This is a genomic window from Dyadobacter luteus, from assembly GCF_003383615.1.
GTDB lineage: Bacteria > Bacteroidota > Bacteroidia > Cytophagales > Spirosomataceae > Dyadobacter > Dyadobacter luteus.
On sequence record NZ_QNUL01000004.1, the window covers coordinates 60011 to 82075 of the forward strand.

General features: G+C 43.1%; 21 protein-coding genes. 13 read left to right on the forward strand and 8 right to left on the reverse strand.

Going from position 1 to position 22065, the window contains the following annotated elements; all coding sequences use genetic code 11:
* Window positions 1–28 precede the first annotated feature (28 nt).
* Window positions 29–2089, reverse strand: a complete 2061-nt coding sequence (locus DSL64_RS06980) for a BatA domain-containing protein (RefSeq protein ID WP_115829959.1) — start codon at window positions 2087–2089, stop codon at window positions 29–31.
* A 294-nt stretch (window positions 2090–2383) separates the two neighbouring features.
* Here DSL64_RS06980 and DSL64_RS06985 point away from each other — a divergent pair, with 294 nt between their 5' ends.
* From DSL64_RS06985 to DSL64_RS06995, 3 genes are all read left to right on the forward strand, one after another.
* Window positions 2384–2941 carry a YcxB family protein gene (locus DSL64_RS06985; protein WP_115829960.1) on the forward strand — a complete coding sequence of 186 codons (558 nt, stop codon included), beginning with the start codon at window positions 2384–2386 and terminating at the stop codon, window positions 2939–2941.
* Window positions 2942–3010: 69 nt separating this feature from the next.
* Complete coding sequence (locus tag DSL64_RS06990; RefSeq protein WP_115829961.1) at window positions 3011–3580, forward strand: Crp/Fnr family transcriptional regulator; 570 nt, start codon at window positions 3011–3013, stop codon at window positions 3578–3580.
* An 86-nt stretch (window positions 3581–3666) separates the two neighbouring features.
* Window positions 3667–4182 carry a hypothetical protein gene (locus tag DSL64_RS06995; protein WP_115829962.1) on the forward strand — a complete coding sequence of 172 codons (516 nt, stop codon included), beginning with the start codon at window positions 3667–3669 and terminating at the stop codon, window positions 4180–4182.
* Between the two features lie 4 nt (window positions 4183–4186).
* Here DSL64_RS06995 and DSL64_RS07000 read toward each other — a convergent pair whose 3' ends face one another.
* Both DSL64_RS07000 and DSL64_RS07005 read right to left on the reverse strand, forming a co-directional pair.
* Entirely contained in the window at window positions 4187–4792 is a 606-nt protein-coding gene (locus tag DSL64_RS07000) for a DUF1684 domain-containing protein (protein WP_115829963.1), read from the reverse strand.
* 82 nt (window positions 4793–4874) lie between these two features.
* Window positions 4875–5471 (reverse strand): hypothetical protein, encoded by a 597-nt coding sequence (locus DSL64_RS07005; protein ID WP_115829964.1) that lies wholly within the window; start codon window positions 5469–5471, stop codon window positions 4875–4877.
* 179 nt (window positions 5472–5650) lie between these two features.
* Between DSL64_RS07005 and DSL64_RS07010 the strand changes: the two genes are divergently transcribed.
* On the forward strand, window positions 5651–6070 hold the full coding sequence (locus tag DSL64_RS07010) for an OsmC family protein (RefSeq protein WP_115829965.1): 420 nt from the start codon (window positions 5651–5653) through the stop codon (window positions 6068–6070).
* Between the two features lie 243 nt (window positions 6071–6313).
* Here the strand turns inward: DSL64_RS07010 and hemW are convergent, their stop codons facing one another.
* Window positions 6314–7441: a radical SAM family heme chaperone HemW gene (gene hemW, locus DSL64_RS07015; protein ID WP_115829966.1), complete on the reverse strand. Its 1128-nt coding sequence runs from the start codon at window positions 7439–7441 to the stop codon at window positions 6314–6316.
* Between the two features lie 132 nt (window positions 7442–7573).
* Entirely contained in the window at window positions 7574–9640 is a 2067-nt protein-coding gene (locus DSL64_RS07020; RefSeq protein ID WP_115829967.1) for a TonB-dependent receptor, read from the reverse strand.
* A gap of 220 nt (window positions 9641–9860) precedes the next feature.
* Here DSL64_RS07020 and DSL64_RS07025 point away from each other — a divergent pair, with 220 nt between their 5' ends.
* A complete protein-coding gene (locus DSL64_RS07025) occupies window positions 9861–10319 on the forward strand; it encodes a hypothetical protein (RefSeq protein WP_115830241.1) in 459 nt (152 codons plus the stop codon).
* 72 nt (window positions 10320–10391) lie between these two features.
* On the opposite strand, the gene ctlX is transcribed toward DSL64_RS07025, so the two are convergent.
* Both ctlX and DSL64_RS07035 read right to left on the reverse strand, forming a co-directional pair.
* A complete protein-coding gene (gene ctlX, locus DSL64_RS07030; RefSeq protein WP_115829968.1) occupies window positions 10392–11348 on the reverse strand; it encodes a citrulline utilization hydrolase CtlX in 957 nt (318 codons plus the stop codon).
* Window positions 11349–11408: 60 nt separating this feature from the next.
* A complete protein-coding gene (locus tag DSL64_RS07035) occupies window positions 11409–12860 on the reverse strand; it encodes an arginine deiminase family protein (protein ID WP_115829969.1) in 1452 nt (483 codons plus the stop codon).
* Between the two features lie 247 nt (window positions 12861–13107).
* Here DSL64_RS07035 and sufC point away from each other — a divergent pair, with 247 nt between their 5' ends.
* The 7 genes from sufC (at window position 13108) to DSL64_RS07070 (ending at window position 19312) form a co-directional block, all read left to right on the forward strand.
* Window positions 13108–13866, forward strand: coding sequence for a Fe-S cluster assembly ATPase SufC (gene sufC, locus DSL64_RS07040; protein ID WP_115829970.1), 759 nt, complete (start codon window positions 13108–13110; stop codon window positions 13864–13866).
* Window positions 13867–13932: 66 nt separating this feature from the next.
* Window positions 13933–15249, forward strand: a complete 1317-nt coding sequence (gene sufD / locus DSL64_RS07045; protein WP_115829971.1) for a Fe-S cluster assembly protein SufD — start codon at window positions 13933–13935, stop codon at window positions 15247–15249.
* Between the two features lie 210 nt (window positions 15250–15459).
* Window positions 15460–16695 (forward strand): cysteine desulfurase, encoded by a 1236-nt coding sequence (locus tag DSL64_RS07050; protein ID WP_115829972.1) that lies wholly within the window; start codon window positions 15460–15462, stop codon window positions 16693–16695.
* 43 nt (window positions 16696–16738) lie between these two features.
* Window positions 16739–17167, forward strand: a complete 429-nt coding sequence (locus tag DSL64_RS07055) for a SufE family protein (RefSeq protein ID WP_115829973.1) — start codon at window positions 16739–16741, stop codon at window positions 17165–17167.
* A 32-nt stretch (window positions 17168–17199) separates the two neighbouring features.
* The gene (locus DSL64_RS07060; protein ID WP_115829974.1) at window positions 17200–17511 is read left to right on the forward strand and encodes an SUF system Fe-S cluster assembly protein; all 312 of its coding nucleotides are present in this window, start codon (window positions 17200–17202) and stop codon (window positions 17509–17511) included.
* A gap of 153 nt (window positions 17512–17664) precedes the next feature.
* Window positions 17665–18093 carry a BrxA/BrxB family bacilliredoxin gene (locus DSL64_RS07065; protein WP_115829975.1) on the forward strand — a complete coding sequence of 143 codons (429 nt, stop codon included), beginning with the start codon at window positions 17665–17667 and terminating at the stop codon, window positions 18091–18093.
* A gap of 109 nt (window positions 18094–18202) precedes the next feature.
* Entirely contained in the window at window positions 18203–19312 is a 1110-nt protein-coding gene (locus DSL64_RS07070) for a vWA domain-containing protein (protein ID WP_115829976.1), read from the forward strand.
* Between the two features lie 99 nt (window positions 19313–19411).
* Here DSL64_RS07070 and DSL64_RS07075 read toward each other — a convergent pair whose 3' ends face one another.
* Window positions 19412–20566, reverse strand: a complete 1155-nt coding sequence (locus DSL64_RS07075) for a DUF2911 domain-containing protein (protein WP_115829977.1) — start codon at window positions 20564–20566, stop codon at window positions 19412–19414.
* Window positions 20567–20684: 118 nt separating this feature from the next.
* Here DSL64_RS07075 and DSL64_RS07080 point away from each other — a divergent pair, with 118 nt between their 5' ends.
* Window positions 20685–21956: a hypothetical protein gene (locus DSL64_RS07080; protein WP_115829978.1), complete on the forward strand. Its 1272-nt coding sequence runs from the start codon at window positions 20685–20687 to the stop codon at window positions 21954–21956.
* The last annotated feature ends 109 nt before the right edge of the window (window positions 21957–22065 follow it).

Sequence of the window (22065 nt, forward strand, 5' to 3'; positions counted from 1 at the left end):
TGATAAACAGAAAACCCTATCCGTTTTTTTACTTTTTAAACCTTATTAAAAGTACTTCAACCAAAAGGAAGAACAGGGCCGCATACAAAAAGTACTTCCACAAACTTGTTCCCAGATTTTGCTGCTGAAACTCTTTGGCAAAGGCATCGTCAGTAAGGCTATCGAATACCTGCACGTTTTTTTGTCGGGCAAAAGCGGCTTTGAGTTCCTCAGGAGAATAATATTCAAGTTTGGATTCAGAATTGTTATGATTCAAAGCGATAACCTGCTGCACCTTATTGTCACTGATCAGCTCAAAATAGCCCGCCTGAAGAGCTTCTCCCAACTGATCTCCCTGTGGAATTTCCAACAGGAGCTGATTGCCTGCCATTCGCTGAACGGGAATGATTTCGGTTTTATCGCGTCTTAGTTTATAAGTTGTATTGGGTGTGACCGAGTCGATATGCAATGTAATCGGATTTTCGTCAAAGGTGAAAGCTGTTCTTTGCGCACGTACGCTCATGGCGGCTATCTTGTACATGACCGGAACGAAAATGGCATGTTGTGCCATGGAACCATATTCATTTTGGAAAGGAGAGGCAAAGAGGTAGACCTTACCCTTTCTCTGTGTCAGACGGGTCAGGTATGGCTGGCCGTTCCTGAGTCCAAGCAGCTGCTGGCCGGCAGACGGCCACGACCAGACGGGAGCAGCGGAAGGCAGGTTTAAATTAGTTTCCTGCCGCACTGATTCTTCAAACACATCACTGAAAAACGGGTTGTTACGATCCGGAGCTGTCATGGGCAAAGTTTCCTGAGACGGATTTTTGATTAAAGAAAGCCCGTTGATACCAAAGCCACGGAGAAAAGTCTGGTAGGCATTTTGATCCGGTTCGGAAGGTGGAATGACAGAAACGCTCCCACCTGCATTAATGAATGTCAGCAATTCCTGAGTAAGTGTGCCTCCGGGTTGCTGCACACCTTCAAGTACCACCATATCTGCATCTTTTACCATGCCCGGATCCAGATTGCTTACACTATAGCTTTTAATAGAAAACAGACTGTCATTTGCATATACATTCTGAATGTGATTGCCTGGATTTTGCTGACCGTAAATATGTACTATCCTGATTTGAGGAGATGCGTTCAGAACAAAATAATAGTTATTGTCGAAGGTGACAGGGAAATCGTCAAATGTGATCAAACCCTTTTTGTAACCTTTGCCCGTGAGATTGAAGTTGAACTGCGCCGTAGCGGAGCCGCCTGCAGGTACAGTAACCGAGGCTGTAGACGCTTGTGTATTGTCCAGGGTGAGTTTGAGCACTACATTTTTGGCAACTTCTTTTCCTGCATTACTTACTTTTACAAACAATACATTGTTCTGAAGCTCTCTGATGAACGGGGTGTTCAGCCAGGCAGAATCTACATAAATATTTTTTTCGGCTACAGTCTGAACAGGTACAAGAAAGAGTTGATTGGTTGTGTCAATTTTAAGGTCAGCCAGATTGCCGGCAGTACTTTTTTGGAAATCCGAGAACCAGAACAGCTGATTTTTTCCTGAGCTCTGATGTCTGGCTATCAGGTTTTGCTGTCGTTTGAGTACATCTTCCAGTGTTCTGGGAGTGTGAGAAAGTCCTACGGCAGTAAGTAAGTCGCGTACTTTCTCAGCGCGGTAAAGTGCCTGCTCCTGAGCAGAAAAGTCGTTGGTAACGAGTTGCAGAGATGTAGCATTTTTAAAAAGTCCCAGCAGGTCGCTCAAATGTCCGGTGGCAAGATCAATGTAGCGCTTTGAATTGGCTTCATTTTGCATGCTCATTGAATTGTCAAGATACAGACTTGTTATCCCTTTTTGTTGCGCAGCAGTCGTTGCTTTGCCGGGAAGATAAGGTTGAGCAAATGCAAATGCCAGGCAGGCAATAGCCAGTATCCTGGCTGCCATAATGAGCCAGTGCTTTATTTTTCGAACTGATCTTGTTTGCGTATCCACCGCTTTAAGAAAAGCCACATTAGTAAAGAACACGCGTTTTGTACGCCGGAAATTGAAAATATGTACAGCAATGGGAATGGCTATGGCAAGCAAACCCCAAAGAAATCCAGGGAACAAAAAATTCATTACGGGCAGGATAGTTAAAGTGCTTATTTGCTTTCGGCTGTCGGCAATCGGGCTGAAGGCGCATCAATGCAAATGGGCTCCTTTAAATAAAGTGCTGAAAGCTGATGGCCGAAAGCAGAAAGCGGTATTACCGCAAATTACACTAAATTCTGGTAACTGCTTTTTATTTCAAATGCTTTCTGCATAAGTCAGATGGTTTTTTCTAACTTTGCACTTCATTTTAGCGCCGTTGAGCCTGTAGCTTTACATCGGATTGCTAACAATAAAGAAACTGCTTAATTTTTATTTTGAATTATGGCCAAAGTATCGGTGAACAAACACCAGCCTGTTTATCAAATGCCAACGAATCCGGCGGCGGTTCGTACTAAAAAGTATGCGCTACCTACCAAAAAGTACATTACTCTTGCGATGCGTTATTTTTTCAAAACGCAGATCAAGTGGGTATTGGTACCTGTTGCACTTATTTTAATCAATGCTATTCTGGGGATTACAGGTGTGTATCCTAATTATTGGGTATATATCACTGTCTTTGTGGGTACGTTGCTTTATATCCTTTTCTGGGTTATTCAGTTTACAGGTATCACCCAGCTTGCCCAGTATAAACCCATGTTTGAAAAATTCTCTTATGAATTCGACAGTCGTCAGATTTTGATGAAGTTGAATCATAAAGAGGGAAATATCATGAAGTGGGAACAGATTCTGGAAGGGTATAAAGACAAGGATGCTTATGTACTTGTTATCTCAAAGGGACAGTTCGTTCACCTGCCGTTCTCGATTTTTACATCGGAACATGATATAAAAGTTTTTGAACGTATTCTTAAACAGAAAGAATTGCTGAAAGCAGAGAAATAAAAAAGTTGAAAACCCGGTTCACGCCGGGTTTTTTGCTAACCAATACTTTGGATTGTAATCGGTTTTGTCATGAATGCATTTTTACGTTATCTCAACAGTTTTACTCCACTAACCGGAGATGTGCAGGAGGCAATATTAAGGATTACAATCAGAAGGGAAGTCAAGGCAGGGGAGTTGCTGTTCGACCAGGGCAATATCTGTAAAGAATTTCATTATCTGGAGTCAGGTATTGCGAGAGTATTCTATTACAAGGATGGGAAAGAAGTGACGGCGTGGTTTGCCTCACAGGGCCAGATCGCGAGTGCCATTGATAGCCTTTTCAGTGGAAAGCCTTCATTTTATAACATTCAGCTTACAGAGGATTCAATATTATGGAGTCTGCAGTTCGATAAGATTGAACCAGTGTTTGAGCAGTTTCCTGTGGTAGAGCGTTTAGGTAGACTGATGATTACACACAACTACCTGTTACTGGACGAACGTATGAAGCTCTTCGCATTTTGTAGTGCGGAAGAGCGATATGAAAAATTGCTTCTGCAAATTCCTGATATAGCTCAGCGAACCAAGTTGGGCTATATTGCTTCCTATCTGGGGATTTCGCAGGAGCATTTGAGCAGAATCAGATCAACGTATAAAAAATAATAGCTAGCACAATACGATTTTGATAATTATCAAAGGACGTAAGTAACAGTGGGTATACTTTTGGGCTGTGCAATTAAAAACGGGTTATGAAAAATCACTTTACTGCTTTGTTGTTATTATTGACAGTCCTGGTAACAGGCTGTGGGGAGAAATCTGAAGAGGTAGATCCAGTCCTGAAAACCGACGGAGCTTCCCTGCAACTCTTTTTTGAAAGAGAAGGTCATCTTACCAGACTTGTTGACAGAGTCAATGACACGCTTCAGGTACGATGGAAACCTGAGTGGAGTGGAGTGGTTAGCGAAAAAGTAAATGACAGTACCTACCTCGCTTATGTCGCACTTGTTCCGGGGATTTACCATACACAGTTAAATGAGCAGATCAGCAATGGGAATGTACAGGGATACAGCAGGTATCTGATGTTTCGGGCGACGAAAAACTACACGGCTTATCTTGCCACATTTTACAATAATGCTATATTGAATACTCCCGTTGATCGAGGCAGGTTTACAGGAAGAGTTATCTTCAGAAATATGCTTACAGCGGAATGGAAAATAAGTGAATATGAGAATGGGAAACTTGTCAGCGGCTGGGAGTCCAGGTAGCCGGTTAATGCTTCTTCGTAAAATTCTTCTCGCCTGCTGCGATTGATATCATCAGCACGTTATCCTTAGGCGGAATCGGACAGTTGAATCCTTCACTGTATGCACAATAGGGATTGTATGCTTTGTTAAAGTCGAGCATGCAGGAGCCATCCTTTATTTCCGTAGTTTTCAGATCAAGATAACGTCCGCCGCCGTAAGTGGTTTTGCCACTCGTTTTATCTTTAAAGGGAACAAAAAGATAGTCTTTGTACTGAGGTAATGTTTCCAGACCCAGACTGCGGTATACATATAACTTATGACGTCTGCCTTCAATTTTAAAACGAAGAACCCCATATTTGACAAAAGTCTTCTGAGCGCCACTGTAGGTAGGCATTCCAAAGGGTCGGTTATGACGGGTTCTTTCAAAGTGTGCTTTTACCTGATAAGTTGAATCCGGCGCATAGAACTGAAGATATTTCAGATCGTCCTTGCTAAGCGGAGAATTGGGTGTTTTTGTAAACTCCTCGCGGTATTTGTCGCGGTAGTCATCAGTATGCCTGGCGAATTCCTGCGCTATCGAAGGACAGGTACAGCCAAAAGCTATCAGGAATATGTGCAGAAGTGTTTTCATTGAGTTCTAAAAAAATCCGGTAGCCAATACTACCGGATCAGTTATGTGTCTCAATGTTAAAAAATTAGTGCCAGCACTGCAATTATTGTGCACTTAATTTTTGAATATTTGAATCGTCCAGATTGAAATATTTCTTAACAGCTTCATAATCGCTGTAATCTACTCCAGGGCCTGATTTTCTAGCTGACCAGTCAGAAGGTAGCACAACGATTCTAAATGTTTGATTTTGAGTCACATCCGCTGATAGTGAATTCAAGATGGCATTAGAAGGAGCATCAATTTGTAAGGTATAATCAACTGGTGTGAAATCATAATTGTAGTAAACACCTCTTGGCATATCAATAGGCTGAGGTACCAGTCTCCATACAGGAAGATTCCCATCTACCGCCCACAGAATATAAACCAAGACCACATCAGAATCCTCCAGGCGAATATTTGCGGAACTGAACTCTCCCATTACTTTCCAGTTTTGTCCTGCAACAAAATTAACTTTTTCAAGCTCAAATGTTTGTCCGATCGGACCATCCAGCCCCGCTGGGCCTTCAGGACCTCGTGGGCCGGTGCAGCTTTGAAACAAGACGCCGATTGCGAATATGAAAGGGATAAGAAGCTTTTTCATGATGTAATAGATATAAGTGATTTTAAGTTTTAATTGTCGGTTTGATGGAATCGTATCCATCAGGTTTAATCTGAAAACGCACGTTAACGATTCATTAACTAAATGGATGCCTCCGAGACCGGATTGGTTGCTTCGGCATAACTTTAATAATTAATTAATTTGCGTAGAACAGCGTTCCATTGTACTTTAACTGCAATAGAACGTTAAAACAATTCATTATTTTAAAAAAGATAAAAAAAATGATTAATCGTAAAGCAACCGCCGTTTGGAAAGGCACTGGTAAAGAGGGAGCTGGTACTATCAGCACACAAAGCACCGTTCTGGAAAACACACAATACTCTTTCAATACCCGTTTTGCTGAGGGTAAAGGTACAAATCCTGAAGAGCTTATTGCAGCTGCACACGCAGGATGTTTTGCCATGAAATTGAGTTTTGAGCTGAATGCAGCAGGTTTCACAGCTGATGAACTAGATGCAACTGCCACAGTATCATTGGATCCGTCGAAAGGGCAGGTTACCAAAAGCCATATTGATCTGAAAGCGCAGATTCCTGATATTACTGCTGAACAATTTGCTGAGATAGCCGAAAAAGCGAAGAAAGAATGTCCGATTTCTCAGCTTTTGAATGCTGAGATATCATTGAACGCAGAGTTAGCGTAATAAACGCTGGAAGTCGTTTTAGAGAGGATGGGTTTTCGGACTCATCCTTTTTTATTGTTTCGGTTCTAGGTGCGGCGTAGTAAACATATTGTTGATTTACAGTTCGTTGATGTGTTGTTGACTGGATTTCGGCAGGCTCAATCTGACGGGGTCTTCGATACTATTTGTTGATTTCGACAAGCTCAATCTGGCAGATATGTGCTCGATTCGAGTTATGCAGAATCGGTTTTTTTTGACAATATCTCAATCTTCTATAAAAAGATCACTTGCGATTCGGTCTGCGAAGAGTTTGCCGGCCGGAGTTAACAGAATCGTATCATGTTGAATAATGATCCATTCTCTGTTAATCAAATCTTTCAAGGCTGCAGAGCTCTCTACTGCGAATCTCTGTGCTGATAATGTACCCAACTTTTTTAAGTTAACTCCCCATTTTGTTCTCAGACCTGTCAACAGGTATTCATTCGTTACATCTGCCACAGAAAGCAGTTCCTGCGTGGCTGGGATCGTCCCATTTGATATAGCAGCAAGGTATTTGCTGTTATTGGAAACATTGTATTCCCGGCTTGTGCCATTATAGGAGTGGGCGCTTGGGCCGACACCCAGGTAAGGACGCTGTTTCCAGTAAGAACTGTTGTGTCTGCTGTACTGATCATTGCGTGCAAAATTGGAGATTTCATACTGCTCAAACCCATTTTGAGCCAGGGAATCGATCAGGATTTCGAATTGTTGTGCGGCAAATTCTTCATCAATTGGTTTAATTTTCTTCTTTTTCAGCCATGATCCGAACGCAGTTTGTGGCTCTATCGTCAGGCAATAGGCTGAAAGATGACTTACCCCCAGACCTACAGCTTTTTGAATATCACTTTTCAGAATATCATGATTTTCGGCAGGAATAGCATAAATAAGATCAATGGAGATATTGGAAATCCCCAACTGCTGCGCTTCTTTCACACATTGTTCGCCTTCAAATGCAGAGTGAATACGATTCAAATGCTCCAGATGAGGCTGGTGAAAGGATTGTATTCCAATGCTCAGCCTATTTATGCCCGCATTTGCCAGCTGTCTAAGTTTTTCTTTGTTCAAATCATCGGGATTGGCCTCCAAAGTAATCTCAGCCTGTGGGATTACATCAAAATGTTCTCTGATTGTTACCATGAGCAAATCCAGCTCCTGCTCATCGAGTAAGGATGGTGTTCCCCCGCCAAAGTAAATCGTTTCAAGCCTGGCAGAGGGGAGATATTGCCTTCTCATTACCAGTTCTTTGGCTATTGCCTCTACGATAACTGCCGTATTAGCTGTATTGGTGCTGAAATGAAAATCACAGTAATGACACGCCTGCGTACAGAATGGTATATGGAGGTAGAGATGCAAATTGAATAGTGAATTGTTAATGGTGAATTGTTAATGGGTTTGAGCTGGAAAAAATTCCGTAATCATCCAATTTATTACAAGTGCCTACTTTTCATTTCTAATTCTTCATTCTTAACTCCTCACTTCTCACTCCTAATTTTTTCTTCCCCATTCCCAGCCAAGTTTCACACCTGCCCATAGATTATTTTTCGGAGCGGCGTTGTAGTAGCGGTTGCCGAATGCGTTCAGGTCGAAGCCAAGACTGTAAATACCTGCATTTACTTTTTCGGCAGATACAGAAAGTTCGCTATACAGATGTCCTCCCCAGCTTTTTTTCCAGGTTGCTCTCCCCGTAAATAGGTGATAGGGGGTGTTTTTAATTGTATTGGCATCATTCAGGAACATAGCACTGCCATGCTGATAAGTGGCAAACAACGAAATGCCATATTGAAGTAAAATATCAAGACCCGTATTTTGGCTGAACCTTGGTACGCCTGGTAGGAATTTTCCGCTGATATTGTTTTCACCCTGGGATAGCTCGCGGAAAGTATAGTTGGTCCAAGTACCGGAATTCCACACTTTAAAAGTCAGAGGAGCAGAAGAAGCGGTCAGGAAATCATAAGATACGTTCCACTCCAATCCGTTTTGCCTTGTTTTTCCGGCATTAACAAAGTATTCCGAGCCGGACTCATCAGATCTTCTCACAATCGTTTCCCGAAGTCCGAAGCTATATACACCTACTTCTCCGGAGAAGTTTTTACTGATTTTGCGAATGCTCAGCTCCGTGTTCACACCCTTTTCTGCATCCAGATCACGTCGGAATCCTCCTGCTGACGGTCTCACTTCCTGAAGGGTAGGAGGTGAGAAGCCCCGGCTGTAGGATGCCGTAATTGCCCAGGTTTTATCAATCACTTTGTTCAATGCGACCCGTGGAATGAAAACGCCATCGAAGCTGCGGCTTTCGTTGCTGAATGGCAACGGAAAATAGCGCTCGTAAGTGTACTTAAAGGTGTTGTAACTGAGTCCGGCGGTAGCGGTAAGATCTTTCAAAATAACTGCCTCAACCTGGCTGAACACCGATAACGAGGTTGTTCTTATGTCTTCTGCTGTTTGCTGCTTGTCGGCAACTCCGCCTTTATTGTCGTAATTTCTTTGCGCTGACTTGCTGTACTGCCATTCAAAACCGCTGGTCCAGTTTGTTTGGATGTTAGCTAGCTGTCCGTTGTATTGCCACATATTTCTGCCACCCAAGCCCTGCTCATCACGCTTTTCGAAATTGGAAATGAAAGGATTGGCAAAGTCAGTTGTAGTAAGGTAGAGCGCATTGGATTGCGACCATTTATCAGAAATATTGAGGACATAGTTTCCTCCCAACAAGGCCATTTTAGTGTATATACCAGCGCGTTGCGCTTCACTCCCGGGAATAGCTGAGGTGGAAGGGCGTGCCAGTTTAGGATCGGTTTGAAACTGAGCCAGATTCAGCCCCCCCGGCGTTTGATAATGGATGTCTGAATACATACCTAACAAACTGATCGTACCTTTTTTTCCAAGTTTGCCGGTAGAGGAAAAACGAATGGCATCTCTGCCCATTGCGCTATGGTTTCTATAACCGTCTTGCTGTGTATGTCCGTACTGAATAGCAATTCCTCCTACCTGTAGGGTGGTATTGCGACTCTGAAATCCGTATTTACCCACTCCGACACTCTGTTCGATTCGATTAAGCTGGTTATCTGTGGTGCTTCTTAGCAGAACAACACCGCCTGTTCCTGCGCCGTAAATACTGCTTGCCGGACCTTTGATGATCTGCATGCTTTGTACAGCATTATAATCCAATGTGTTTAATGGAGTATTGCCACTGGCATCTGTAAATGGTATGCCGTTCCAGTAAAATTTGACATTCCGGATTCCAAACGGAGATCTGAGCATACTGCCCCGAATGGAAAAGCGGTAGCTGCCGGGTGAGCGTTCCTCCATTCTCACACCTGCTATGGCATTCACTGAGTTTGTCCAGCTCACTGCTGAGAAACGTTCAAGCGACCGCGAGGTGATGAGTCCTACCGAGGCGGATGTAGACAATGCAGTAGCTTTTGATTCGAATGCATTGATCGTGACTTCGCCAAGCTGCTTTGTCTGTGTAGTATCTGTCTGCGCTAGTGCCGTTTTTGTCCCTGAAGTAAATAATGCAATAAACAGACAGCTGGCAAGATAGATTTTTGGCATGATGATTGACCCGTAACCGGGCAGATTTTAAAGTGGAGTTTCTGATTTGCAAAGGTATCCAAAATTGCGGGAATAGGTCGCTGAAACGAATAACGTTTCGGGGCGCTTTTGCGGAGCATTTTCTACAATTTTAGTGCCGGAACATATTAAAAAGGCATTGGAGTGGTTTTTCTATGGATCGTATCATGGACTAAATCGTTCACTTAAACATACACCTGAAATGAAAAAGATCACTTATTGGGGAGCATCTGTAATGATGTTGGGAATGCTTACTTTCACCAGTTGCTCCGAGAAAACCAAAGACTCGGCAAACGAAACCGTAGAAGAGGCAAAAAATGATATGGATGAAAATGTTGCTGATGCGAAAGCAGATATCAAAGAGGCAGGCAACGAATTTGAGGATAAAGTGAAAGAAGACAAAGACGCACTCAAATCTGATATCGATAACGCAGTTGCCAAAATCGACAGAAAAATAGAGGAAGCAGATGCCAAAATGGACAAGGCTACTGCCAAAGAAAAGGCAAAATGGCAGGAGCGTAAAAAGGAGCTTAATAAAGAGAGAGATGAGCTGAAGGCTTCCTGGAACGACACAAAGGCAGAAACAGCCGAAAAATGGGATGATTTCAAAGCCAAAACAAAGGCTAAGATTGATAAAGTAGAGGCGGATTTGAAAGATTAACTCAATCTTATAAATTCAACAAACAGGCTCGCAGGAATTGACCTGCGAGCCTGTTTGTTGATGGTTAAATGCCTATTTCTTAGGCAAATGAATTTCTGTCATCATGCATCTCGCAGAACCCCCACCGTGATGTTCTATTACTGATAGATCACTGTGTATGATTCGGGCATAATCATTTAGAATTTCGCGTTGGGTTTTGGTCAGGGATTCGTATGCCTGGGTTGACATGACCAGAAATTTGTCCTGATCCCGATTTCTGATCATCAGCATATTGCCCGCAAAATGATGTACCTGTTCCAGGGAGATTTCCACAACATACTTGTTGGTCTCTTCAAGAGTAGAGCGCACCAGGAAACGTTCGTCGGGATCTTTGATTGCTTCCAGACAAACAATGGCAAAGATATCTCCCACGCACATAATCACATTGGTATGATAGATGGCTTTGTCATTCTCGTCAGAAGCTGAAAACATAACCAGTTCATATCCAAGCGCATCTGCAAAAGCATTCAGTACATCGGGATGTGTACGAGGAGACAAGCAGGCGTAAGCAATTTTATACCTTCTGTCGAGCACCATACTTCCGGTTCCTTCCAGAAACTTGCCTTCCTTCTCAAAATAAGTCAGGTCAATAATTTCTTCGACTTTGTAGTTTTTTTCGAGTTCTTCTATGATATCCCTGCGACGTTCATTTCTACGGTTTTCAGCCATCATAGGATACAGAACGACCTTGCCGCTCTGGTGAAATGAAACCCAGTTATTGGAAAATACCGCGTCGGGGCGGTGCAAATCTTCATTATCTTCAAAGATGTGGACATTCACACCTGTCTTTTCCATTTGGGAAACCATCAGGTCAAACTCTTCCTGCGCCAACTTCTGAACTTCATGTTCCTCTGTTCCTTGCAGACTGGCATCCTGGAATTCATTACTTGCCGCTGTTTCAGCATTGAAACCGAATTGTGCGGGCCGGATCATCATGATCTGAGCCGTGGATTGGGGCTGAATTTGTGCTGTTGAAGTGATAGTTCTCATAGGAGTCGGTGGTTAGCTGTTACTGCAATTTACAAATCAAATGTTCTTATTCCTAGATTTTTATTCACGTAACAGGGGCATACTCATACAGTGCGAACCTCCCCGTGCTCTGGAAAGCTCAGCGGAAGGAAGTGTGATAAAGGTGTCCGTCAGTGTTTCGGGCGAGAGTGTTCCCTGCTCAAATTCATTGATCAGATCACTGGCGCTGATGATCCTGAAACCAGCCTTAGTAAATGCTTCCAGTGTTTTGTCATTTCTATCGTAGCCAACCACAACGCCATCTTTTAACGCCAACAGATTACAAGAGTCGGTCCACTGTTCACGTTCTCCGTACGGGAATTCGTTATTGCCTGAATAAATAAATTTAACGTCTTCTGTGGCGCCCAGGTCGTTTCTGCTGATGTCTGTCAGTAAATCTTCCAGGTTTTCTATTTCAATAGGTTTATGTTCAAGTCCTTTGATAAACTGAAGTATTTTGAACTCGTTGCCTGTAGTTTGCGGACCAAAAAAGTGTAGTACGTCCTTTTTGCGGGATTCATCCCCAACTCGCGCGAGCGAACCGAGTAGTACCCAGATATTCTTTTTGACCTGAGTGAAGATCGTATCGATATGCATGTAATCCCTTTTTTTTGGGATTTTGATAATCGTAATAGTATCTACAATGTTTTTTTCAAAAAGCATTTTCATGACCTGTTGAGCAGCGTAGATCGAAGTTCTTTCGCTGCAACCGATCAATAAATGTCTTGGAGCCACCATCATTACATCGCCACCTTCCAGCGTGCATTTATGATAGTCACTTGCCTTTTCATCGTCGGGTAACAGAAAATGTCTCTCGTTATCGGGTATTTCCAGAATTTTTTCCCTGATATGTGCAAAGATGGGATGGTAGAAAAATACAAACTGCGCCAAAATAGACTCTCGGGTGCGTGCGCTTTTTGCAGGTTTGTTCAATAGTATATGGTCATTGATCACAATTCCGATGTCCCTCATAAAGATCAGATTCGGAAGTGGGGCAAACAACATCCTGTCGTCGGCATATGACCCGGAAATGAAAATCTTGGCCAGCTCGTGAGCATCTACTGCATCCAGTTCTCTCTGGGTATGATAGGTACATTTCTCAATACCACATATTGCAGCGGTCAGTTTAACCCTGACGACATCATTTTTAAGAATCTCTCCCAGCAATTGCTGAATGTCAATGACTTTGTCGGAGTTGAAATATGTTTCGGTACCCGGAATGTAAAAGGCGCGTGAGGTGTCGGCGTCGATTTCCTTCAGCTTTCCCTTGATTTTGGCTGGGTCCAGAAAGTAGAGCAACAATTTGATATAATAATCATATTCACTTCTACGCATCGTGTCTAGGTGCACGATGTCTTCAAAGAGCCAGTCCTGGGCTTTAGATGGCACTACTTTTCCCAAACCGCGGTCGGGACTGTGTACCAGTAATCTTTTTAAAGTAGCTGTTTCTGTGGCTACATGTATTTTGGAAGACGTAAAATGGGTCGCTTTCATAGTTTATTCTGAGGAATGCTCATGGCGCAAAGTAAAAGCTATTATTGAAATTAATCACAGCGTGGAAGGGGAGCCTGAGCAATTGGACGTCAAATATCTCGAAATAAAGGAACGGGGATAATATTAAAAAGGTTGTAGAAAGTATAGTATTAAGATCACCCGTCCGTCGGCGATTTTCATATACCGTCATTCCTTACTACTTTTGCGGTAAAATACCACGGACTACATATTAAAGTATAAATTAATTATGCTCTCTATTAATGAATTGCGCGCTTCGATTGAAGGCAAAGAAATATTAAAAGGAATCAATCTGGAAGTGAAGCCGGGTGAAGTTCATGCGATCATGGGCCCTAACGGTTCAGGAAAAAGTACTTTGGCTTCGGTTCTTTCAGGAAGAGAGGACTATGAAGTAACTGGTGGAAGTGTAACATTTGACGGAAAAGATTTACTGGAGCTTGCTGCTGAAGAGAGAGCTGCTGAAGGTATTTTTCTTGCTTTCCAATATCCGGTTGAAATTCCGGGTGTAACTACGATCAATTTCCTGAAAACTGCCGTAAATGAGATCCGCAAGTACAAAGGAGAAAATCCATTGGATGCAGCTCAGTTTTTGAAAATGGTTCGTGAAAAGGCAAAGCTGGTAAGTATGAACGATTCTCTTTTGAAGCGTGCTTTGAATGAAGGATTTTCCGGTGGTGAGAAAAAACGTAATGAAATTTTCCAGATGGCTGTGCTTGAACCAAAGCTGGCTATTTTGGATGAAACAGACTCAGGATTGGATATCGATGCGCTTCGTATTGTTGCAGAAGGTGTAAACTCTCTGCGTTCTCCGGACCGTTCGGCTATCGTAGTGACGCACTATCAGCGCTTGCTGGATTACATCGTTCCTGATTTTGTTCACGTACTCTACAAAGGCCGCATTGTGAAGTCGGGTCCTAAGGAACTCGCTTTGGAATTGGAGGAAAAAGGCTACGATTGGATTAAAGCAGAAGTAGAAGAAGTAGGCTGATCAGATTCCGGCAAAAGCCATGAGTCGCTCTGAATACCAATCCTATACCAATTACTTTATTACGGAATGAGTACCGAAACAATAGATTTAAAAACAAAATTATTAGCTGATTTTCAGGTGAGGGAATCGCTGATGAACGGAGAAGCAAGCTCGGCTTTTCACCAGAAAAAACGTGCTGCAATTCACCGTTTTGAAGAGCTGGGTTTCCCGACGGTCAGAAATGAGGAGTGGAAATACAGCAATGTAAAGGAGCTGATCAGCGAATCTTATCACTTTAATGCAGATAGTTCGTTGCAGTTGGCAGACTTGCAGGATCTTCGTATTCCTGAGCAAGTGGCTAACATTCTGTACTTTGTGAACGGACAATACAAGCCTGAGCTTTCAAGTATCGTTTCTTCAACAGAAAAGATCATTATTGATTCCCTTCAGAATGCGTACAAGCAGAATCCTGAACTGGTGAATCGTTATTTCAATGAACTGACAGACGAATCAGAGGCATTTACTGCACTAAACACAGCTTTTACCCTGGATGGTTTGTTTATTCACGTTCCTGATAATCAGGTGGTGGAACAGCCTGTTATTCTGAGGTTTATCAGCGATGCACGTGAGGAGAATGTAGCAAGTCAGCCTCGTAATATTATCGTGGTTGGTAAAAATGCACAGGTAAAAGTGGCTGAAGCTTTCCGTACATTGGGAGAACAGCGCTCATTTACCAACGCGGTGACTGAAATATTTGTGGAGCGTGATGCGCACGTGGAGTACTATAAAGTGCAGAACGAAAGCGAAAATGCCTACCATATCGGTACCACGCAGGTGAACATGAAGGACAAATCGCATTTTTATGCAGGAACAGTTACGCTGAATGGTAAATTCACCCGTAATAACCTGAATATTGCTTTGGACGGAGAGTATTGCGATGCGCATATGTATGGTCTTTATTTTCCGGATGGTTCTCAGCATGTTGATAATCATACTATTGCTGATCACCGTAAGCCTAATTCGGAAAGCAACGAGCTTTATAAAGGAATTCTGCGTGATAAATCAAAGGGTGTATTCAACGGAAAAATCTTTGTTCGTGAAGATGCTCAGAAAACGAATGCGTTTCAGTCCTGCAAAAATATCGTGCTTTCGACAGAAGCCAGCATGAACACCAAGCCGCAGCTTGAAATCTTTGCGGATGATGTGAAATGTTCTCACGGAACCACAACAGGTCAGATTGACGAGGAAGCTTTGTTCTACATGCGTTCAAGAGGTATTTCAAAGAATGAAGCAATGTCATTACTGATGTATGCTTTCTGTGCTGATGTAATTTCTCAGATCAAAATTGACTCGATACGTGAGTATCTTGAAAATGTAATTGCTGAGAAACTAAGCAAAAAATAAGAGTAATAATGGCTTTCCTGCTATAAGATGCAGAAAAGCTTTCGATTTTATAAAAAGTTGAGAGAGAATCCGGATGCAAACGAAGATCACTTTGGTGATCACAACTGTGTCCGGATACTTTTTAACTGAGATTTTCAATTACAATTGATTGACAGACCTGGAATCTGCACCTGAAAATCCCCGCGCAGTTCCGTTACCGACATACAAATCATGATAGCTTCCCGAAATATCCTTGATATCACCTCTGTCAGAAATGATTTTCCAATACTGAACGAAGTTGTGAATGGTAAACAGCTGGTTTACTTCGATAATGCTGCTACTACACAAAAACCCAAACAGGTATTGGACGCGCTGGCTGCTTACTATGAGCATTCTAATGCCAATATTCACCGAGGTATTCACCACCTGGCTGAAAAAGCTACAGCTTCTTTCGAAGATACCCGTCGGCGTGTACAAAAGTTCATCAATGCGCCGTTGGCTGAGCAGGTTATTTTTACCTACGGTACCACAGACAGTATCAATCTGGTAGCGCAGACTTACGGACGCCGGTTTCTGAAGGAAGGTGATGAAATCATTATCAGTACGATGGAGCACCACTCCAACATTGTGCCCTGGCAGATGATTTGTGAAGAAAAGGGATGTATTCTGAAAGTGATTCCTATTAATGAAGATGGGGAGATTTTGATGGACGAATACGAGAAGCTGCTGACGGAACGTACAAAGATTGTTTCTGTAGTGCACGTTTCAAATGCGCTGGGAACAATCAATCCGGTAAAGGAAATTATTCAGAAGGCGCACGCAGCAGGAGCTGTTACATTTGTGGACGGTGCTCAGTCGAGTTCACACCTCACCATTGACGTACAGGATATGGACTGCGATTTTTATTCCATGTCGTTGCATAAAATATACGGACCAACCGGAATGGGTGTTTTGTATGGTAAAAAGGAGATTCTGGATGCCATGCCGCCCTACCGTGGAGGTGGGGAGATGATCAAGGAAGTAACATTTGCCAAAACAACCTACAACGAGCTACCTTATAAATTTGAAGCTGGTACGCCGAATATTGCGGATGTAGTCGCTGCCAGGTTTGCACTGGATTATGTGGATGCGTTAGGAAAAGAAAATATCGCAGCGCACGAAGATGATCTGTTGAAATATGCTTCCGAGGCCTTACTGGATATCGAGGGGCTGCGTATTATCGGAAATGCAAAAGATAAAGTGAGCGTTATTTCTTTCGTCATTGATGGAATCCACCATCAGGACATCGGAGTTTTGCTTGATCAGCAGGGAATCGCAGTGCGTACGGGACACCATTGCACACAGCCATTAATGCAACGATTTGGCATTACAGGAACCACAAGAGCCTCTTTTGCTGTTTACAACACGATAGAGGAAGTTGACCGCTTTATCGCCGGTTTGCAGAAGGTGAAAAGGATGCTTAGTTAAGACCAATTTTCGCTGACCCGGATTAAAACAAGAAGTATCATTTATGACAATAAACGAAGCACAGGACGAACTAATTGAAGATTTCGAACTGTTCGATGAGTGGGAGAGCAAGTACGAATACATCATTGATCTTGGAAAACAACTCCCGGATCTTAGTGAGCAGTATAAAACCGAAGAGAACATCATTAAAGGTTGCCAGTCGTTGGTGTGGTTGCACGCTTACATGGATGGAGACCAACTAAAGTTTGAAGCGGATAGTAATGCCATTATTGTGAAAGGCCTTGTGAATATGCTTGTGAAGGTACTTTCGGGGCATACCCCTGAGGAAATAGCACAAGCCGATATTTACTTTATGGATCGGATCGGGCTTCATCAGCATCTGGCTCAGACACGGTCTAACGGTCTGGCTGCTATGCTGAAACAAATGAGGGCCTACGGAGTGGCTTTCCAGGCACGTACTGAGGCAAATTAAAATAATTTACAACCTGCATTATCATATATACAATGTCAGAATCGGATTTAAGAGAAGAGGTTATCAGAGCCATCAAACAGGTTTATGATCCGGAGATTCCGGTGGATGTATATGAGCTGGGGCTGATCTACGATCTGAAGATTTTCCCGGTGAATAATGTTTTTGTTTCGATGACATTGACATCGCCTTCATGTCCTTCGGCAGGTACTTTGCCCAGTGAAGTAGAGCAGAAGATCAGAGAAGTGGAAGGTGTAAATGATGTAAGTCTGGAACTGACATTTGATCCGCCTTATTCAACTGAGATGATGTCTGAGGAAGCAAAGCTCGAACTTGGGTTTATGTAGGTTGTTGGGCTAAGGGTTAGGGGTAAAGGAATCCGGAACTTATAGCTTATAAAGTAGTATTTGACTTTTTTAATTATAGTGAGTGTTAAAGCAAAAGAGCTGATTGCTCTCCGCTAATAGCTCACGGCTTTTTAACTTTAAACTGATAAAAATATGTATCCTCCACACCTAGTGGCGCCGATGAAAGCGGAATTGGTAGATGCCGGCTTTCAGGATTTGACAACTGCTGAAGCGGTTGATAACTTTATGCAGAATACCAAAGGAACGGCATTGGTTGTAATCAATTCTGTATGTGGTTGTGCAGCTGGTGCTGCCCGTCCGGGTGTTCGCGCTGCAGTTACACGCAGTGAGATCAAGCCAGACCATCTTGCAACTGTTTTTGCAGGTGCTGATTTGGAAGCTGTTGCTAAAATGCGTGAATACACTTTGCCATATCCTCCATCATCTCCTGCTGTTGCGCTTTTCAAAGATGGTGAGTTGATTCACTTTGTAGAACGCCATCATATTGAAGGTCGCTCGGCTGAAATGATTGCTCAGCACTTGCAAATGGCTTTCGAAGAATATTGCGGAGAGGAGGCTTAGTACTCATTTTCTGAAATGAATAAATTACGGCTACTTTCAATTGTTGAAAGTAGCCGTTTGTCTTGTAAAAAATATATATTGGATCGCCGGTTTATAAACAGGAATTCTCATGCGCGGACATCTTTTTTCAAAATTCAAGCCAGCCCAGCAAAGCGGGAACAACAAGTTCGATCAGCTTTTAGATATTTTTCAGCAGCTACTGCTGATGACTTCTGGTGACGTAGGAGAGGCTATGTCCTGGCTTAGTCAGCTGGATAGACAATACAACCTTACCAATGATTCTTACGGAATAGGTGATTTTTTTGATGACCTCAAAAAGAAAGGCTATATCACGGAAGAAAAGGGAGAAGGCGGAGGTCAGCTGATTATGACGCCTAAAGCTGAAAAAAGTATACGCAAGAGTGCGTTGGATGAGATTTTTGGAAAGTTAAAAAGATCGAAGTCCGGCGGTAATCACCATACACCACATATGGGTTCGGGTGATGAACTTAGCAGTGATGTGCGGAATTTTCAGTTTGGAGATACACTGGATCAGATTGCGATGACCGAGTCCATTAAAAATGCACAGGTGAATCATGGGATCGGCGATTTTATGCTGATGGAAAATGACCTGGAAGTTGTGGAGCGGGAGCAGAAAACTACAACTTCCACTGTTGTGATGATTGACATCAGCCATTCGATGATTCTGTATGGAGAAGACCGGATTACCCCTGCGAAAAAAGTTGCTCTTGCCCTGGCGGAACTGATCCGCACCAAATATCCTAAGGATTCCCTGGACATTATTGTGTTTGGTAACGATGCATGGCAGATTCAGCTTAAAGATTTGCCTTATCTTGAAGTAGGACCCTACCATACGAACACTGTAGCAGGGCTGGAACTGGCGATGGATATTCTGCGTCGGAAGAAAACGCGTAACAAGCAGATCTTTATGATCACTGATGGGAAACCGACCTGCCTGAAGGAAGGTATCCGTTATTACAAAAACAGCTTCGGTCTGGACCGGAAAATAATCAATAAAACACTCACTCTCGCTGCGCAGTGCCGTAAACTGGATATTCCTGTTACAACCTTCATGATCGCTACGGATCCCTATTTGAAGCAATTTGTTCAGAATTTTACAGAGATTAACAACGGCCGCGCTTACTACAGCAACCTGCAGGGTTTGGGCGGATTCGTGTTAGAAGATTTTCAGCGTAACCGAAGGAAGAACGTTAAGTAGGAAGCTCCTGCCTTGGCCCATGTCTCCACGGGACTGAGGCTGAATAGGAGTTCTTTGACGACACAGGTCTTGGTAGTAAGAAGTCCATAGTGAGAACTATCATCTGCTAATCTTCAAATTTGCAAAATCTCCTCCGGAACCCGCGCCAACCCAAAGCCCAACGCTTCCCTTATGGCGCTTGTTGAGCAGTCCGACTGTCAGACTTGGCTCAGGATTATTGTTTACATACACGTGTACAGAATCTTTTTCTACCAGAATGCGCGCATGTACCCAATCATTGGCTTGGGGAGCGGGATTAATTCCTTTTTCATATTGATCAGGGAAATCCTTTCTGAGTAGCGGCCAGTCGTAATTGGGCAGGGAGATGTATTGCACGGCATGTATCCGGCGAACAGGATCTGTAGTCTGAAAATTGAACGGGCGGAAATAGATGGCGTCGTAGTCTTTTGCACCGGACCCATGAAAAGCAATACCAACGAAGCTGCCCTGAAGTACATCTTTACCACGAATGTCTACTTCAATGGTTCCTTCACTGAATTCAGTGTCTGGCAGCCATGCAATACCTCCGCCTGATTCAGGTCTTTCGTCCAGCCGAACTCCCTGGTCATCCGGTAGTACTTTAACGGTTCTGCCTTCCAGCTTATAACCACTTTGTTTGGCAATTTGGACGAGGTTAATTGTTCTGACTGCAGATTTCGCATGACCTACTCCTTTGCTGGCAGTCCCTTTTGGGGTTATGATTTTAAATTCAACCTTTAGCTCTGCCCAGTTGAGCGAGATGATGCCTTTGGGGCTAATAGTAATATTAAACTTTTCCTGAAAGCTTTTTACTTTTTTTGCCGGAACTGTAACCCGAAGAATGTCTTCGTCTTCCTTATAGCTGAAAGCCCCCCATTTGATTGTTTTGTTGAGAATGATAGTCCACTGCTTTTCGCCGGGAATGGTGAAAAGCGCGTAATTGCCCTTAGCGACGGCTTTCCCTTCCAGTTGAACGTCGTTTGAAAATGTAATAGAGGTGGTTTCATTGGCACCTGTCCGCCATATTTTCCCAAATGGAGCTACTTGTCCTGCCGGATCCCAGACATCTCGTCCTTTAACAAAGGGCTGACTGTACGAGATGTTGATGGTTGTACCATTAACGGTTTGTTCTGCTACTGCAGGTGGGCTGGGACGTTTGGATTTATCTTCCTGAGCGAGCAGTACATGACATTGAAAGATCCATAATGCAAGGGTAAATACTAACGATTTTTTCATGGTAGATTTTGTAATTTTGATCGGTTTGAAATTGACGGAACAAAGGTGTTAAATGGTTTGAAAAACAAATCATCAGGATGTGTTCAAAATGGTTCAAGTTATATCATGTTGATTATCAATGTTAGATGAGAGAGAAGAGCTTGCGAAGTGTTTGATCCTGATTGAAGAAAAATTGGGTTGGGGGAGTAGTGCGCATTGGCAGAATCAGGATTTTGACGCAGTCAGGGAACGTATTGCTGATGAAACTGGGGTTGCGTTAAGCACAAGTACCCTAAAACGTCTGTGGGGGAAAGTACATTATGACAGTGCTCCGACAGCCACTACCCTGAATACATTGGCGAGGTTTCTGGGATACGAAAACTGGAGAGAATTTCGTAAACCGCTTCCGTTGGCAGAGAATCAGGTACTTCAAAATACAGAGCCGATATCGCCTTCCTTACCAAGGTCTAAATATCTGTTGAATCAGGCCAACTGGATATGGATTGCTGTACTTTTTATTACTGTCTTTTTAACAGGCAATTGGGCATTCCGCAATGGGGAAAAGCGGTTGGAGTATGGAGTGATTACCTTTGGAAGTCGTCCGGTTGCGCAGGGGCTGCCTAATACTGTCATTTTTAATTACAATGCGGCTGACTCGAATGCGGATAGTGTTTTTATACAACAAAGCTGGAATCCAAGGCTTCGTTTCCGGGTAGATAAGAACAATCAGCATTACGCTAGTACCTATTATTATCCCGGCTACTTTCGCGCCAAACTGGTTTTGAACGATTCCATAGTGAAAGAGCATGATCTGTATATCACAACACAAGGATGGCTAGGGACGATAAACAGAGATTCCATTCCGGTATATTTCAAAGACCAGCAGATCAGGAAAAATGGTGTGGTGGCAGTTACAGAAACAGATCTTGTAAAGCAGGGCGTTGATTTACAGAAGGTGGTTCCGTCGGTAAGCCTGCATTATGTGAAACCAATGGGCAATCTTTCAGCCAGCAATTTTACCTTCGAAACTGAATTGAAAAGTACCTTCAACCATGGTAGTGCTGTTTGTCAGCAAACGATGATTATGCTGCTGTGCTCGAATGGTGTACATATTATGCAGCTTTCAGCGAAAGGATGTGTAGGTGAACTGGGTCTGTCTTTCTCCGATTTAGCCGTTTCAGGAAAAACCAACGACCTGTCCGGTCTGGGCGTTGACTTTACCGACTGGGCAAAAGTACGTTGCGAAGTCAAAGATAAACAGGTGACACTTTTTGTAAATGGCAAGCAGGCCTATACCGGACAGTTTGAAAAGGATCCGGGAAAAATTGTGGGTGTAAGGTATGGCTTTCAGGGGAGTGGTGAAGTAAGGAGCGCCGGATTTTTGGGTAAAGAAGAGGTGAGAATGCTGTAGAGGGAGCGTACAGTTGCAAAGTTCTTATTTTTTCTGTTCTGTGAGGACACAGAACAGGGCGAAGACTATGCTGCTCTCAGAACCTTTGATAAAAAGGTTCTGACGTTTA